Annotated in this window: 15 protein-coding genes; 5 read left to right on the top strand and 10 right to left on the bottom strand. The window is 63.2% G+C overall.

Going from position 1 to position 14379, the window contains the following annotated elements:
• Window positions 1-5: 5 nt before the first annotated feature.
• Window positions 6-614, bottom strand: coding sequence for a TetR/AcrR family transcriptional regulator (locus NKK51_RS01790; protein ID WP_352550852.1), 609 nt, complete (start codon window positions 612-614; stop codon window positions 6-8).
• Between the two features lie 121 nt (window positions 615-735).
• On the opposite strand from NKK51_RS01790, the gene NKK51_RS01795 reads away from it, so the two are divergent.
• The gene (locus NKK51_RS01795; RefSeq protein WP_023808629.1) at window positions 736-1959 is read left to right on the top strand and encodes an MFS transporter; all 1224 of its coding nucleotides are present in this window, start codon (window positions 736-738) and stop codon (window positions 1957-1959) included.
• Between the two features lie 37 nt (window positions 1960-1996).
• Here the strand turns inward: NKK51_RS01795 and ribB are convergent, their stop codons facing one another.
• Both ribB and aroC read right to left on the bottom strand, forming a co-directional pair.
• Window positions 1997-3097 carry a 3,4-dihydroxy-2-butanone-4-phosphate synthase gene (ribB, locus tag NKK51_RS01800; RefSeq protein ID WP_023808630.1) on the bottom strand — a complete coding sequence of 367 codons (1101 nt, stop codon included), beginning with the start codon at window positions 3095-3097 and terminating at the stop codon, window positions 1997-1999.
• Between the two features lie 119 nt (window positions 3098-3216).
• Window positions 3217-4326, bottom strand: coding sequence for a chorismate synthase (gene aroC / locus NKK51_RS01805; protein WP_023808631.1), 1110 nt, complete (start codon window positions 4324-4326; stop codon window positions 3217-3219).
• Between the two features lie 183 nt (window positions 4327-4509).
• Between aroC and NKK51_RS01810 the strand changes: the two genes are divergently transcribed.
• Window positions 4510-4770, top strand: a complete 261-nt coding sequence (locus tag NKK51_RS01810; protein ID WP_352550855.1) for a DUF1344 domain-containing protein — start codon at window positions 4510-4512, stop codon at window positions 4768-4770.
• Window positions 4771-4836: 66 nt separating this feature from the next.
• Here NKK51_RS01810 and NKK51_RS01815 read toward each other — a convergent pair whose 3' ends face one another.
• From NKK51_RS01815 to NKK51_RS01830, 4 genes are all read right to left on the bottom strand, one after another.
• Window positions 4837-5424 (bottom strand): histidine phosphatase family protein, encoded by a 588-nt coding sequence (locus NKK51_RS01815; protein ID WP_352439986.1) that lies wholly within the window; start codon window positions 5422-5424, stop codon window positions 4837-4839.
• 46 nt (window positions 5425-5470) lie between these two features.
• Window positions 5471-6289 carry an enoyl-ACP reductase FabI gene (gene fabI, locus NKK51_RS01820; RefSeq protein ID WP_023808634.1) on the bottom strand — a complete coding sequence of 273 codons (819 nt, stop codon included), beginning with the start codon at window positions 6287-6289 and terminating at the stop codon, window positions 5471-5473.
• A gap of 105 nt (window positions 6290-6394) precedes the next feature.
• A complete protein-coding gene (locus NKK51_RS01825) occupies window positions 6395-7324 on the bottom strand; it encodes a DnaJ C-terminal domain-containing protein (protein ID WP_352550856.1) in 930 nt (309 codons plus the stop codon).
• Between the two features lie 100 nt (window positions 7325-7424).
• The gene (locus tag NKK51_RS01830) at window positions 7425-7886 is read right to left on the bottom strand and encodes an RT0821/Lpp0805 family surface protein (protein WP_023808636.1); all 462 of its coding nucleotides are present in this window, start codon (window positions 7884-7886) and stop codon (window positions 7425-7427) included.
• Between the two features lie 77 nt (window positions 7887-7963).
• On the opposite strand from NKK51_RS01830, the gene pdxH reads away from it, so the two are divergent.
• Entirely contained in the window at window positions 7964-8581 is a 618-nt protein-coding gene (gene pdxH, locus NKK51_RS01835; RefSeq protein WP_023808637.1) for a pyridoxamine 5'-phosphate oxidase, read from the top strand.
• 3 nt (window positions 8582-8584) lie between these two features.
• On the opposite strand, the gene NKK51_RS01840 is transcribed toward pdxH, so the two are convergent.
• Both NKK51_RS01840 and NKK51_RS01845 read right to left on the bottom strand, forming a co-directional pair.
• On the bottom strand, window positions 8585-9337 hold the full coding sequence (locus NKK51_RS01840) for a crotonase/enoyl-CoA hydratase family protein (RefSeq protein WP_127414276.1): 753 nt from the start codon (window positions 9335-9337) through the stop codon (window positions 8585-8587).
• A gap of 20 nt (window positions 9338-9357) precedes the next feature.
• A complete protein-coding gene (locus NKK51_RS01845; protein ID WP_352550859.1) occupies window positions 9358-11127 on the bottom strand; it encodes an acyl-CoA dehydrogenase family protein in 1770 nt (589 codons plus the stop codon).
• A gap of 214 nt (window positions 11128-11341) precedes the next feature.
• On the opposite strand from NKK51_RS01845, the gene NKK51_RS01850 reads away from it, so the two are divergent.
• Entirely contained in the window at window positions 11342-11560 is a 219-nt protein-coding gene (locus tag NKK51_RS01850) for a hypothetical protein (protein WP_352550982.1), read from the top strand.
• Window positions 11561-11718: 158 nt separating this feature from the next.
• Complete coding sequence (locus NKK51_RS01855; protein WP_352550861.1) at window positions 11719-12828, top strand: glycoside hydrolase family 25 protein; 1110 nt, start codon at window positions 11719-11721, stop codon at window positions 12826-12828.
• Between the two features lie 14 nt (window positions 12829-12842).
• Here the strand turns inward: NKK51_RS01855 and purD are convergent, their stop codons facing one another.
• Window positions 12843-14120: a phosphoribosylamine--glycine ligase gene (gene purD / locus NKK51_RS01860; RefSeq protein ID WP_352550863.1), complete on the bottom strand. Its 1278-nt coding sequence runs from the start codon at window positions 14118-14120 to the stop codon at window positions 12843-12845.
• Between the last annotated feature and the right edge of the window lie 259 nt (window positions 14121-14379).

The following is a 14379-nucleotide window of genomic DNA, read 5'->3' on the forward strand; positions in this document are numbered from 1 at the left end:
GAACTTCAATTCGACTGCGGATCCGGCTTCCTGAGCAGGCCTTCGAGCAGTTGCTTGAACGCCGTCACCACCTTCTTCGACGTCGTTTCGGGGTCGTTCGAATTGGCGATCCGTTGCGCCGCCTGGCTGCTCGCTCCGATGATCAGTCGCGAGGCGGTCTCGGGGTCGAGGCTGGAGACAACGACCCCCTCCTCCTGCAGCGCGGTCAGATGGTCGGTCATTGAAGCGATGCACGCACTGGCATTCGGCCATTGCGCTGGATCCCCCAGCACGGCCGGGCCATCGCGGAACATGATGCGCTGGATTTCCGGCTCCAGCGCCATCTCGATATAGGTCGAGCACTCGTCGACGAAATGTTGCCAGCGGGTCGGTGCTCTCGACGCGACCTCATTGATGCGCGCCGCCATCTCGCCGTCAATCTGGGCTATGACCGCCTGCAGCAGCCCCTTCTTGTCGCCGAAATGATGATAGAGCGCGCCGCGCGTCAGCCCGGCCGAAGCGGTGAAATCATCCATCGAGGCTGCTGCATAGCCTGTTGTGCCGAAGGCATGACGGGCCGCCGCGATAAGCTTTGCGCGCGTCTCGGCGATCATCTCCTTGCGGGGTCTGTGCATGTGTCCTGGACCTATTCACATACGCTTCGTATGCTAATTGACATACGCGGCGTATGCTCTATCTAATAATCATACGCTCCGTATGTAATTGTCCAATCGTCCTTTGTCGAGGAACCAACCGATGCAAAATCCCTATGCGGAAATCTTTCGTGCCCCCGGCGCCAAGGGCTTTGCGGCCGCCGGCTTCCTAGCGCGCCTGCCGATCGCCATGGCGCCCATCGGCATCGTGGCGATGCTGTCGCAGGCGCGCGGCGAATACTGGCTGGCTGGAGCCGTCTCGGCGACATACGCGCTGGCCAACGCCTTCGTCGCGCCGCAAATATCGAGACTGGTGGACCGCCTGGGCCAGACACGAATCGTCGTGCCCACCACTATCATCGCGGTGCTGGCTTTCGCCGTCCTCATAGCGGCGGCCAACCAGGACTGGCCGGTGTGGACGCTGTTCGTGTCGGCACTCCTGGCCGCCGCCATGCCAAGCATACCTGCGATGGTGCGGGCGCGCTGGACAGAGATTTTCCGAGGACGACCGCAGATGAACACCGCATTCGCCTTCGAGTCCGTGGCCGATGAACTGGTCTATATCGCCGGGGCATCGTTATCGGTCGGCCTGAGTGCCGCCCTATTCCCGGAAGCCGGCGTTCTGGTGAGCACATTATTTCTCGCATTCGGATCAGCGGCCTTCATCCTGCAACGCTCGACCGAGCCCCAGGTGCGGCCGGTCGACCATAACTCAAGCGGCTCGGCGATCCGCCTGCGGCCGGTTCAGATCATCACGCTTGCCCTGATCTTCGTCGGCGCAACCTTCGCGACGACGGAAGTGACCACCGTGGCGATCACCAAGGAGCTTGGCCAACCCGGCGCCGCCAGCCTTGTCATCGGCGTTTATGCGCTGGGATCGTTCGTGCTCGGCATCATCGTCGGCGCGCTCAGCCTGAAGGCGCCGCTGCAACGCCAGCTCGCCATCGCAGTCGCCCTCGTCGCGCTCGGCACGCTGTTGCCGCTCGCCGCCGACACCGTGCCGCTGCTGGCGCTGACCGTGTTCATCAGCGGTGTGGCGATCTCGCCGACCTTCATCACGGCCTTCGGCCTGATCGAGCGGCATGTGCCGGAAGCGATGCTGACCGAAGGCATCACCTGGGTCATGACCGGCATCGGCATCGGCATGGCGCTGGGCTCGTTCGCGGCCGGCGCGGTGGTGGATGCGTTCGGTGCACCGAACGGGTTCTGGGTGTCGGTGGCTTCAGGCACGATCGCGCTGGCCACGGTGCTGCTTGGCCAACGCAGCCTTGCCACGACTGAGTGCGAGATGGACGGATGTGAAGCGGCCGCGATTGCCGCGGAATAATCAGATAGCGCCCGGTTTCGAGCCGGGCGCTAGCTGCCTAGAGGATCTCGGTCTTGGCGATGTGGATGCCAAAACCTTCGAGGCCGACATAGTGGCGTTCGCGCGAGGCGATCAGGTTGATCGAGGAGATGCCGAGATCCTTGAGGATCTGCGCGCCGAGCCCGATCTCGCGCCACTCGTTTTCGCGGCGGCGAGCCTCTTCGTGATCCTCGCGGTCGCCGCTGGCCGGCCGTTTGCGTTCCTGATGCGCAACGCCGACGGAGCCTTCTCTGAGATAGACGATGACGCCGCGCCTGCGCTCACCCATCGCCTTCATGATGGCGTCGAGCCGGTGGCTGGTGCCGAAGACATCGGTCACCACATCCTCGGAATGCAGACGCACCGGGACCTCCTCGCCGTCGCGGATGTCGCCGAAGACTATCGCGACGTGATGCATGGAGTCCCACGGCAGCGTGTAGGTGAAGACCTGTGCCTTGCCGCCGAGCGTGTCGATTTCCGAGCACGCGACGCGTTCGACCAGAGTTTCCTTGCGCTGCCGGTAGGCAATGAGGTCGGCGACCGAAACCTGCTTCAGCCCATGCTCCTGGGCGAAGGCCTGCACCTGCGGGCCGCGCTTGACGGTGCCGTCATCATTGACCAGCTCGGAAATGACGCCGACCGGCGGCAGGCCGGCGAGCTTGCACAGGTCGACCGCTGCTTCGGTATGGCCGGAGCGCATCAGCACGCCGCCTTCGCGCGCAATCAAAGGGAAGATGTGGCCGGGCCGGACGAAATCCGAGCCGCCGACATTGCCGTTGGCAAGATTGCGAACGGTCAAAGTGCGATCTTCGGCCGAGATGCCCGTAGTGGTGCCATGCTTGAAATCGACGCTGACGGTGAAAGCCGTGGTGTGGGCGGAATCGTTGTCGGCGACCATCGGCGCAAGGTTAAGCCGCTTGGCTTCTTCGCGCGGCATCGGCGTGCAGACGATGCCGGACGTGTGGCGAACGATGAACGCCATTTTTTCGGGCGTGCAGTGGACGGCGGCGACGATCAGGTCGCCCTCGTTCTCGCGCCCGTCATCATCCATGACAACGACGATCTCGCCGCGTTCGAAAGCACGCAGGGCTTCGACGATTTTTTTCTGGTCGTAAGGCATGGGTACTCGCTTCGCTCGCAGGGGAATAAGGGAGTAGGGCAGTACGGGAGTAGGGAAAAGCAAAAAGATTTGGCTGGCCGGGCTAAGAGCGCAACATATTCCCCTATTCCCCTATTCCCCTATTCCCCTATTCCCCTCCCCGTCTGTCCCCGATGCCGCAGATAGTGGTCGGCGATCGCACAGGCAACCATTGCTTCGCCGATCGGCACGGCGCGGATGCCGACGCATGGATCGTGGCGGCCCTTGGTCATGATCTCGACGTCCTTGCCGTCCTTGTCGATCGACTTTCGCGGCGTCAGGATCGACGAGGTCGGCTTGACGGCGAAACGGGCGACGATCGCCTGGCCGGTCGAGATGCCGCCAAGGATGCCGCCGGCATTGTTGGACAGGAACACCGGCTTGCCGTCATTGCCGATGCGCATCTCGTCGGCATTCTGTTCACCGGTGATGCGGGCGGCCTCGAAGCCGTTGCCGATCTCGACGCCCTTGACCGCGTTGATCGACATCAAGCCGGAGGCGATGTCCTGGTCAAGCTTGGCATAGATCGGCGCGCCGAGGCCAGGCGGAACGCCGTCGGCGACGATTTCGATCACCGCACCGACCGAGGAGCCCGCCTTGCGGATGCCGTCGAGATATCTGGTGAAGACCGGAACGGAGGCCGGATCTGGGGTGAAGAACGGATTTTCGGCATCGCCGATGAAATTCCAGTTCCAGTTGGCGCGATCGATGGATTTTTCGCCCATCGACACCAGTGCGCCGCGCACCACCACGCCCGGAACCACCTTGCGCGCCAAGGCACCGGCCGCCACCCTGGCAGCCGTCTCGCGGGCCGAGGAGCGGCCGCCGCCACGATAATCGCGCACCCCGTATTTCACGTCATAGGTGTAGTCGGCATGGCCCGGCCGGTATTGGCGGGCGATCTCGCCATAATCCTTTGAACGCTGGTCGACATTCTCGATCAGCATCGACACCGGCGTGCCGGTGGTGATCATCGTCTCGCCGTCCTCGTCGAAGATGAAGCCAGACAGCACCTTCACTTCATCTGGTTCGCGACGCTGCGTCACGAAACGTGATTGCCCCGGCCGGCGCTTGTCGAGTTCGACCTGGATATCGTCGCGCGTAAAGCGGATGCCAGGCGGACAGCCGTCGACCACGCAGCCGAGGGCGGCGCCATGGCTTTCCCCCCAGGTGGTGACGCGGAAAAGGTGGCCGAACGTGTTGTGAGACATGGAAAGTGCCCTGCCCGGCAGCGGAGCCGGCTGAAGCCTGCCTTCTATTGGCGTTTTTCGTAGTGGTCAAACTGTCATCCCAGCCGTTTAAGTTTTGACACATTCGGCTGGTTTCTGCTTTCTTCGATCCGCCGTTGAGTATCCGCCGCCGCCATGCCGGTGCAATGATAAAGAGGAACGATTATGCGTACCCTGATTGGCGCCATTGCCGCCACGCTGCTGCTTTCCACCGCCGCTTTCGCCGGCCAGACAGAAGGCCTGATCAAGAAGGTCGACAAGGACGCGCTGACGCTGACTCTGGATGACGGCAAGTCCTACAAGCTGAATGCAGAGACCGATATCGACGCGCTGAAGCCGGGCATGGACATCGTCATTGCCTACGATGTGACCAATGGCGAAAACGTCATCACCGACATGGAACTGCCGGACAGCTCTGCCAACTAGAGCTTCCAACCTCAATTGAATGCAGTGTTTGCGGTTCAGCTTTCGCCGAGCCGTGTGCGAACTGGCCTAAAGCCACTCCAGACTCTTGCCTTCGAGCTTGAGCAGGCGATCCTGCGGTATTTCCAGGTTCGCTGCCTCGTCCTCGGCCAGCCCCAGAACGAAGCGAAACAAGGTGCGCATGACGCCGCCATGGGTCACGCATATCGTCTGGCGTTCGATCTCGTCGAAGCATGGCCTCACCCGTTCGAGCAGCATCTGATAGCTCTCGGCGCCTTCGCCGGGCGGCTGAAAGTTCCACTTGTCCAGAGCCCGCGTCATGCTCGCTCCGGGATACCGTGTCTCGAGCTCGGGAAAGGTAAATCCCTGCCAGTCGCCGAAATTGACTTCGACGAGGCGCGGATCGGTTCGATAGGCACCCGGATCGAGCTCCATCGCGGCGCGAATACGCTGCATCGTTTCGCGCGTCCGTTTCATCGGACTGGCGAGGAAATCGAATTCCCAGGGGTTTGGGACCAACGCGGCTAGCCGAAGCCCGTTTCCGGTCGCCTGTTCGCGGCCAAGAGGGTTGAGATCGGTGTCGGCCTGCCCCTGAAGCCGGAATTCGGCGTTCCACGCGGTCTGGCCGTGGCGCGCGATATAAACCAGCGGGTACATCAGGTCTTCCGGTGCGGGATCGGGACGGACGACGGTTGGCCGGGCGTTAGTCCTTGACCGTCGAAATATCAGGTGCGTCGACCGCCTTCATGCCGACGACGTGGTAGCCCGAATCGACGTGATGCACTTCACCGGTGACGCCGCGCGACAGATCGGACAGGAAATAGACGCCGGAATCGCCGACTTCCTCCTGCGTGACCGTCTGCTTCAGCGGCGAATTGTACTCGTTCCACTTCAGGATGTAGCGGAAATCGCCGATGCCGGAGGCGGCCAACGTCTTGATCGGACCGGCCGAAATGGCGTTGACGCGGATCTTCTTGGCGCCGAGGTCGACCGCCAAATAGCGCACGCTGGCCTCGAGCGCCGCCTTGGCGACACCCATGACGTTGTAGTGCGGCATCACCTTTTCGGCGCCGTAGTAGGTCAGCGTCAACAGCGAGCCGCCATTGGTCATCAGCGCCTCGGCGCGCTTGGCAATGGTGGTGAAGGAATAGACCGAAATGTCCATGGTGCGCAGGAAATTGTCGCGCGTCGTCTCGACATAGCGGCCGGTCAGCTCGTCCTTGTCGGAGAAGGCAATGGCGTGGACGAGGAAATCAAGCTTGCCCCAATGTTTGGCGACATTGGCGAAAACCTCGTCCAGGCTCGCCGGATCGGTGACGTCGCAATGGCCGGCGACAAAGGCGCCCAGTTCCGCCGCCAGCGGCTCGACGCGCTTCTTGAACGCCTCGCCCTGATAGGTCAGCGCGATCTCGGCGCCATGGTCGACGCACGACTTGGCGATGCCATAGGCGATCGACCTATTGTTGGCGACGCCAAGAATGAGGCCGCGCTTGCCGGCCATTAGGCCCTGTCCACCCGCCATGTCAGCGCTCTCCGCAAGATTCAGCTTTGTGGGTTGCCCTATCGCACAGGCACAGAGCCCCTTCAAGCGCTCAAACCGGACAGTTCAGGGGACAAAAGCCGCCGATCAGCCTTTTTGGCTGCGCAACAGCGCTTCGAGCGCGCTATCACCGTCTTCCGGCAGCATGATGCGCACATGAGCGTAGAGATCGCCGTGGCCGCCGGCCTTTTCCGGCAGGCCCCTGCCCTTCAGCCGCAGGACCTTGTCGGAGCTCGACCAGGCAGGAATGTTGACCGCAAGCCTGCCGGTCGGCGTCTCGACCGGCACCTTGGCGCCGAGCACCGCATCCGCCAGCGCCACCGGCAGATCGGCGTGCAGGTCGCGGCCCTCGATGCGGTAGCGTGGATGGCGGCGCAGATGGATCTTGACCAGCGCGTCGCCTGGCTGGCCCGGCCCCTGCTCGCCTTGGCCTTTGAGGCGGATGGTCTGGCCATCCTCGACATAGGCCGGCAGCTTGACCGCCACCTTGCGGCCGTCGGGGAACATCGCCGTCACCTTTTCGGCGGTCGCCGCTTCCTCGATGGTGACGTCGAGCGTCACGTTCAGATCGGCTGCTGTCGCCTGCTGGCGGCGATCGCCCGTTCCGGGACCGCGCGCGCCCGAAAAAGTGTCGCCAAAAATCTGGCTGAAGATGTCGCTGTTGCCGTCGAACGGATCGCCACCCGGTCGGCCGGAGCGGAATTCGAACCGCGAACCGCCCGGACCTTGCTGCCGGCGGAAGCCGCCGAAGGGATCGCCGCCACCGGCAGCGCCTTCAAAGCCCTGGAATCGCGGCTTTCCGTCGGCGTCGATCTCGCCGCGATCGAAAGCGGCGCGATTCTTTTCGTCGCCGACGATCTCGTAGGCCTGGTTGGCCGCGGCAAAACGGTCCTTCGCCTTGGGATCATTCGGATTCTGGTCCGGATGATGCTTCTTGGCGAGTTTCCGATACGCCGACTTTATGTCCTTGGCCGATGCGTTCCTGGCAACGCCCAGCACCTCATAGGGGTCGCGCATGCTTACTGCCCTGGAGTAGAGTTGAGTCTCTGGTTGCCTCCTATATGCGCTCGCATAGGAAGAAATTCCAGTGCTGGAGCAGCATATCAGACGCGGAAAATCAGAGTGCCTTGAAGTCCTGCATGCGCCAGCCACCGGCGCTGGCCAGGCACAGTTCGCCTTCGAACATGGCAACGCCGTCAAAGCTTTCGCGCGAGGCCTTGAAGCGGCGGCAGGTCTGGCCGTTGTCCTTCAATTCCGCCAGATCGGTGATGGAACCGCGCGAGCCGGTATCGGCATTGGCCCATGGGACGGCCTGCCCGCCGAGCTGCTCAATGTCGGCCGAGGAGACTGCATTGCCGATCGTCGTCTGGTCGGAGTCGCGATCCAAATTGGCCGGCGCGGCCGAGGCCGACGTGCTGCTGGTCAGAATCGAGCGGTCGACTTCGGCTTTTTCCAGGCTGAAGCCGCCGGCGCCACACGCGGCAAGCGGCAAGGCGACCGCCACGATCGCGGCTTTCGCGCTGGCCGAAGCGATAACGCTCCATTGCCTGCTGTCAAAAGCTTGCGCGATACGCGACAATCGGCAGCCTCCCCCTTGCTTCGTTAAGAATCTTGGTTTTGTAAGAATCTTGGCTTCGTGACAATTTGAGAAAAACTATGAGTGACACTGAGTTAACAAGCGGTGACTTTACCGAGGCTGCCGAGCCGTTTCGCCTCTTTGCCGCATGGCTGGACGACGCAACGAAAAGCGAGCCGAACGACCCCAACGGCGTGGCTCTGGCGACCGTCGATGCCGACGGCATGCCGGATGTGCGTATGGTGTTGCTCAAGGGATTCGATGAAGGCGGGTTTGTCTTCTACACGAATTTCGAGAGCGCCAAGGGCCAGGAGATTCTTGGCAGCATGAAGGCGGCGATGTGTTTCCATTGGAAGTCGCTGCGCCGCCAGGTGCGCATTCGCGGACCGGTGGAGATCGTCAGCGACGCCGAAGCCGACGCCTATTACGCGACGCGGCCGCGCGGCAGCCGCATCGGCGCCTGGGCCTCGAAACAGTCGCGACCGCTGGAAAGCCGCTTTGCGCTGGAAAAGGCGGTGGCAGAATACACGGCACGCTACCCGGTCGGCGAGATCCCGCGGCCAAAGCACTGGTCCGGCTTCCGAATCGTGCCCAGCACCATTGAGTTCTGGCACGACAGGCCGTTCCGGCTGCACGACCGGCTCGTTTTTACGCGCAGTGCGAAGGACGGCTGGGACAAGACACGGCTTTATCCCTGAGGCTCAGGCCTTCTTTCTCGTCATGAACGCGGTGAGCGCGGCGCGGGCCTCATCGGACTTCAGCCGCTCGCGAAAATGCTCGCTTTCCTCGCCGATGCGGGCGACGAGGTCGTCTCGCGAGCCACGCATCAGGTCGCGCGCGATCTTCAGCGCCTGCGGCGGCTTGGCCGCGATCTGCCCGGCCGCCGCCAGCACCGAGGCCTCCAGCGCTGCTTCCTCGACCACCTCGTAGATCAGGCCGGCGGCCTTCGCCCGTTCAGCCGAAAAGCCTTCGCCGAGGCCGAGCAGCGCGAAGGCACCCTGCTGCCCGAGGATGCGCGGCGCCAGCAGGCTCGATCCCGCCTCAGGCACCAGGCCAAGGTCGACGAAAGGCGTCCTGAACACGGTGCGTGGCGTGGCGAAGGTCAAGTCGCAATGCAAATTGAGCGTGGTTCCGATGCCGACCGCGATGCCGTCGACGCCGGAGACCATGGGTTTTTCGACCTTGGCCAGGGCCATCAGGAAATCCCAGACTTCGGTGCCGCCGTCGCCGCCGGTGGCGACGACCATGAAGTCGGCAAGGTCGTTGCCGGAGGAGAAAGCGCCGGGCACGCCGAGGAAGACATGGACGCGGATCGCCGGGTCGGCGTCGCCTTCGGCCAGGGTTTTTGACATTTTCGCATACATGGCGCGCGTCAGCGCATTCTTTTTGTCCGGCCGGTTCATGCGGATAATCTGGATGGCGCCCTGGCGCTCGACGAGGATATGGTCTGTCACGGTGTTTTCCTTGTGAAACGTCAGGCGGAGACGAGCGTCTTGCCGGCAGCGGCGAGGCTTTCGGCGCCATCGATGACGCGCGCCCTCAAGGCGCTGACCTCGCCGAGCAGGTTTTCGGCGAAGAAACGGCAAAGCGCTATGCGGTTGTGATCGGCAAGAGCACCGCGCGCCAGATAGGCGCCGCCGGCGGCAAGCGAGATCAGCCTGAGATAGGGCGTGGCGCCTGCCAGCGCCTCTTCCGACCGGCCATCGGCCGTCAGTTTTTGCAGGAAGCGGGTCGCTTCGCTGAGATCGCCAAGTGCCGCGTCGAGAGCGTCGGCGGTGCGGCCGAAACCCTGCATGTTCGAGGTCCGCACCGCTGCGGCCATACCAGCCAGTTCGGCGATGTAACCATGCACATGGTCGCCACCGCCGAGCGGCAGCTTGCGCATCACCAGATCGATCGCCTGGATACCGTTGGTGCCCTCGTAGATCGGCGCGATGCGCGCGTCACGATAGAAGGCGGCCGCTCCCGTCTCCTCGATGAAACCCATGCCGCCATGAACCTGGAGGCCGAGTGAGGCAACTTCGACGCCGATATCGGTCGAGAACGCCTTTGCCAGCGGCGTCAGCAGATTGGCACGGTCGCGCCAGTGTGCCGCCTCGTCACCGGCGGAAACACGGGCCATGTCGATGGCGTGGGCACAGGAATAGCTGATGGCGCGTGCGGTTTGGGTCAGCGCCTTCATGGTCAGCAGGTTACGCTGGACATCGGGGTGATGGACGATAGGCGCCATACCCGTGCCAGTGTAGCTCGCGGCCTTGCCCTGCCGGCGCTCATTGGCATAGGCGATCGCCTTCTGCGTTGCGGCTTCCGCGACCGCTACCCCCTGCATGCCGACACAAAGCCGCGCATTGTTCATCATGGTGAACATGCAGGCTAGCCCCTTGTTCTCCTCGCCGATCAGCCAGCCGACGGCGCCGGGTTCGGCACCTTCGAAGCCGTCGCCATAGATCATGGTGCAGGTCGGTGAGGCATGGATGCCGAGTTTATGCTCAAGTCCGGAACAGAAGACGTCGTTGCGCGCGCCAAGCGCGCCATCGTCGCCGACCAGGAATTTCGGCACCAGGAACAACGATATGCCGCGCGTGCCGGCCGGCGCGTCGGGCAGCCGCGCCAGCACCAGATGGATGATGTTGTCGGTGAAATCGTGCTCGCCATAGGTGATGAAGATTTTTTGGCCGAAGATGCGGTAGCTGCCGTCACCCGCCGGCTCGGCGCGGGCGCGCAAGGCGGCGAGGTCCGAGCCGGCTTGCGGCTCGGTCAGGTTCATCGTGCCCATCCAGTCGCCGGAGACGAGCTTTTCGAGATATTTGGCCTTGAGATCGTCGGAGGCGTGTTTGTCGAGCGCCTCAACCGCGCCCATGGTCAGCGTCGGGCCGATGCCGAAGGCCATGGCGGCGGAGTTCCACATTTCGAGCGCGGCCACGCCGAGCATGGTCGGCAGCGCCTGGCCGCCATATTCCGCAGGCCCGGAGAGCGCGTTCCAGCCGCCATCGATCCAGCGGCGATAGAGTTCCTTCCAGCCGGGCGGCGTGGTGACGGCGGCGCCCTTCAGCACCGCACCCTGCCGATCGCCGATCGTGTAGAGCGGTGCGACCTCTTCGGTGGCGAAACGGCCGGCCTCACCCAGAACGGCATCGACCAGATCCTCGCCGAGATCGCCGAAGGTGCCGGCATCGAGCGCCGATTTCATGCCGGCCACGTGCTTGAGCGTGAAGGCGATATCCTCGACCGGTGCCCTATACATGCCGCTCACTCCTCCTGATGCATCGGCCCGCCCAACCGTAGAGCCGGTACCGCTGCAAAACCATCCGCCCTTTGGGCGGTCTCCCATCTTCTTTTTACGTAAACGTCAAATTTTGTCACGCGATTTTGCAATCGCGGCGGCGCGTATTAAATTCAATCGACGCCGGATCAAATCAACCGGCGACAGATCAGAACCCGCCGACCGGAACCGTGCCATGCTTGCCATACCCGACGCCTATCGCTGCATCGAATGCGGCCTGCCCTATCGAGCGGAGGGGTTCTGTTACCATGGGGGCAGACTGGACCACGGTGCCGCCTACTGGTCGGATCGCGGCATATTGTGCTCCCCGCAATGCTCTCTGGCCCATCACCGCAAACGCGCCGCCGAAGGCACGCTGCGGCAAGAGCCCGCGCCCGATCCGTTTGGATTCTAGCCGCTGATGCGACGCCAGCTTTTCTGAAGCCGGCCTCCCGGAAGCAAATCCTTAACCATGACGGTTCAGGATTTGCCTTTGATCAACGGGGGCTCCCTGTTTTGAAAAGGACGGCGCGCCTTCTTCGCCGCACAGCGCTTCTCGCCTTGGCGGCGACGATGGCGCTGTCCATGGCGGCAAAGGCCTCGGATTTTTCCGAGCCGTGGAAGAACGCCGACCGCGCTTTGGTCGTCGATGCCTACGAATACAATTCCATCGATTGGGCCCAGCTCGCCACCGACAAGCGGGTCGTCGGCTTCATCAACAAAGCCTCCGACGGCATGCCGCCGGCCTATTTCTGCTTGGGCAACGACATCGAGGTGAAGCTTTGCAAGGCGCTGTGGAAACGTCATGCGGTGACGCGCGAACTGTTCCAGACGCGCAGGGTGGTGGCCAAGGCACTCGGCCTGAAATGGGGCGCCTATCACCTTGCCCGCCCCGGCAATCCGGTCGAGCAGGCCAACAATTTCCTCGATTTCGCCGGGCCTGCGCCGGACGATCTCATGGCTCTCGACATTGAGGGCAATGATCCCTCGCAATGGATGTCGCTTGACGACGCCGAGGAGTTCGTACGCCAGGTGCATCGCCGCATCGGCCGTTTCCCGGTGCTGTACACCAACGGCAAGACCGCCCAGTACATTGCCGACAACAGCTACCGATACCGGCTCCTGTCGCGGCTGCCGCTCTGGTATGCGCGCTACACCACCGACATCGACGTGCATTTCCCGATGGGCAACTGGCAAGGCTACGCACTTTGGCAGTTTTCGGCGCAAGCCAATTGCGGCCGTTTCCGCTGCCCTTACAGGGTTGCCGGCACGCCTAACGACATAGACGTCAATGTCGCGCCGACGGACGCCGCCACGCTGCGCGCGCAATGGCCGTTCGGTGGGCTTATCGACGTGCCGCCGGACTATCTCGCCTCGATACCGCTTCCGGTCTCACGCGAGGCCGGCCTCGCCGGCAATGTCACCATTACCTATGCGTCCGTGGCCGCGCCGCCGACTTTCGAGGACATGGTTGCAGCGTTGGGCACACGCTGGTCCCGTTTCCGCGACGGCTTCCGCATGCCAGTCGTGAAGACGGTGCCGCGACGGCCGGGCTTCGGCATTGTCCAATATGTCGCCTGGAAGCGGACCGAACGGCGTTCACCCGCACAACTCGATGCTGCCTTTGCCGTGTCCGATCCACTCAGCACCGCTTCCACCGAACTCGATCGCGGCCAGCGGTGAGCCAACGCGGAACTTCAGGTTCCCTGTTCGCGCGCCACGGCCTGCCAGCCGATATCGCGGCGGCAGAACCCGTCCGGCCAATCAATGCGGTCGAGGGCAGCATAGGCTCGTTTCTGTGCCTCGCCGACCGTGGCGCCTGATGCCGTCACGTTGAGGACGCGGCCGCCATTGGCAACCAGCGCGCCGCCATTGATGGCGGTACCGGCGTGGAAGATCTCGACACCGTCGCTCGCCGCGTCTTCGACGCCGCGGATGACCGAGCCTTTTTCCGGTGTTCCGGGATAGCCTCTCGCCGCCATCACCACGGTCAAGGCCGCCTCGTCGCGCCAGCGCACCGAAGTATGCGCAAGCTGGCCGTCGGTCGCCGCGTTGAGCAGGACCAGCAGATCGTCCTTCAGCCGTATCATCAGCACCTGGCATTCCGGGTCGCCGAAACGGGTGTTGTATTCGATCAGCCTCGGTCCCTTGTCGGTGATCATCAGCCCGGCAAACAGCACGCCGGAGAACGGCGCGCTAAGTTCGGCCATGCCGCGCATGGTCGGCTCGATGATCTCGCGCATGGTGCGTTCGACCAGTTCCGGCGTCATCACCGGGGCCGGCGAATAGGCGCCCATGCCGCCTGTGTTGGGGCCAGTGTCGCCATCGCCGACGCGCTTGTGATCCTGCGCGGTGCCGAAGGGCAGCGCGGTGTTACCGTCGCAGAGACAGAAGAAGCTCGCCTCCTCGCCGGTCATGAATTCCTCGACCACAACTTCCGCGCCGGCGGCGCCGAAGGAACCATCGAAACAGGCATCGAGTGCTGCCTGTGCTTCACTGAGCGTCATGGCGACGGTGACGCCCTTGCCGGCAGCGAGCCCGTCGGCCTTGATGACGATCGGCGCTCCGGTCTTTTCGACATAGGCCTTGGCCGAGGCCAGATCACTGAAGCGGCCATAGGCGGCAGTCGGGATGTCGTAGCGGGCACAGAGGTCCTTGGTGAATCCCTTCGAACCTTCCAGCTGTGCGGCAGCCTTGGAGGGACCGAAGACGCGGATATTTTCGGCGCGCAGATCGTCGGCAATGCCGGCGACCAGCGGCCCCTCCGGACCGACCACCACGAGGTCGATTTTTTTCTCCCGGCAGAACGCGGCCACGGCGGCGTGGTCGGCTAAATCCAGCTTCACCAGCTCAGCCTCGCTGCCGATGCCCGGGTTGCCGGGAGCCGCATAGAGCTTTGTCAGCAGCGGTGATGCGGCAATCTTCCAGGCGAGCGCATGTTCGCGGCCGCCGGAGCCCAGAAGAAGAACGTTCATGGCCACCTCTTGATGCCGAAATTCTGCTCTGGCGGCCATCTGATGGCGTTTTCTGCGCTTCCGTTGCTCACGGACCAAATGTCCGCTCCGCTACGGTTCTCGAAACCACCACCATATGACTCGCCAGCGCGAATTTCGAAACAGTCTCTTGGAGCACCCGCTATTGCTCTCCGGGCGACGGGTCAAGGCATCAGGGTGTTTTGATCGGAATTGCGCACGGGAACGTTACCCCAGCCAGAATATGGGCCTCGAATACCGG

Source organism: Mesorhizobium sp. M0011 (assembly GCF_040324155.1).
Classification (GTDB): Bacteria; Pseudomonadota; Alphaproteobacteria; order Rhizobiales; family Rhizobiaceae; genus Mesorhizobium.

Excerpts from the sequence above, each read along its gene's own strand:
- NKK51_RS01790 (WP_352550852.1), bottom strand. The coding sequence starts at position 614 with ATGCACAGACCCCGCAAGGAGATGATCGCCGAGACGCGCGCAAAGCTT.
- NKK51_RS01795 (WP_023808629.1), top strand. The coding sequence starts at position 736 with ATGCAAAATCCCTATGCGGAAATCTTTCGTGCCCCCGGCGCCAAGGGC.
- ribB (WP_023808630.1), bottom strand. The coding sequence starts at position 3,097 with ATGCCTTACGACCAGAAAAAAATCGTCGAAGCCCTGCGTGCTTTCGAA.
- aroC (WP_023808631.1), bottom strand. The coding sequence starts at position 4,326 with ATGTCTCACAACACGTTCGGCCACCTTTTCCGCGTCACCACCTGGGGG.
- NKK51_RS01810 (WP_352550855.1), top strand. The coding sequence starts at position 4,510 with ATGCGTACCCTGATTGGCGCCATTGCCGCCACGCTGCTGCTTTCCACC.
- NKK51_RS01815 (WP_352439986.1), bottom strand. The coding sequence starts at position 5,424 with ATGTACCCGCTGGTTTATATCGCGCGCCACGGCCAGACCGCGTGGAAC.
- fabI (WP_023808634.1), bottom strand. The coding sequence starts at position 6,289 with ATGGCGGGTGGACAGGGCCTAATGGCCGGCAAGCGCGGCCTCATTCTT.
- NKK51_RS01825 (WP_352550856.1), bottom strand. The coding sequence starts at position 7,324 with ATGCGCGACCCCTATGAGGTGCTGGGCGTTGCCAGGAACGCATCGGCC.
- pdxH (WP_023808637.1), top strand. The coding sequence starts at position 7,964 with ATGAGTGACACTGAGTTAACAAGCGGTGACTTTACCGAGGCTGCCGAG.
- NKK51_RS01845 (WP_352550859.1), bottom strand. The coding sequence starts at position 11,127 with ATGTATAGGGCACCGGTCGAGGATATCGCCTTCACGCTCAAGCACGTG.
- NKK51_RS01850 (WP_352550982.1), top strand. The coding sequence starts at position 11,342 with ATGCTTGCCATACCCGACGCCTATCGCTGCATCGAATGCGGCCTGCCC.
- NKK51_RS01855 (WP_352550861.1), top strand. The coding sequence starts at position 11,719 with ATGGCGCTGTCCATGGCGGCAAAGGCCTCGGATTTTTCCGAGCCGTGG.
- purD (WP_352550863.1), bottom strand. The coding sequence starts at position 14,120 with ATGAACGTTCTTCTTCTGGGCTCCGGCGGCCGCGAACATGCGCTCGCC.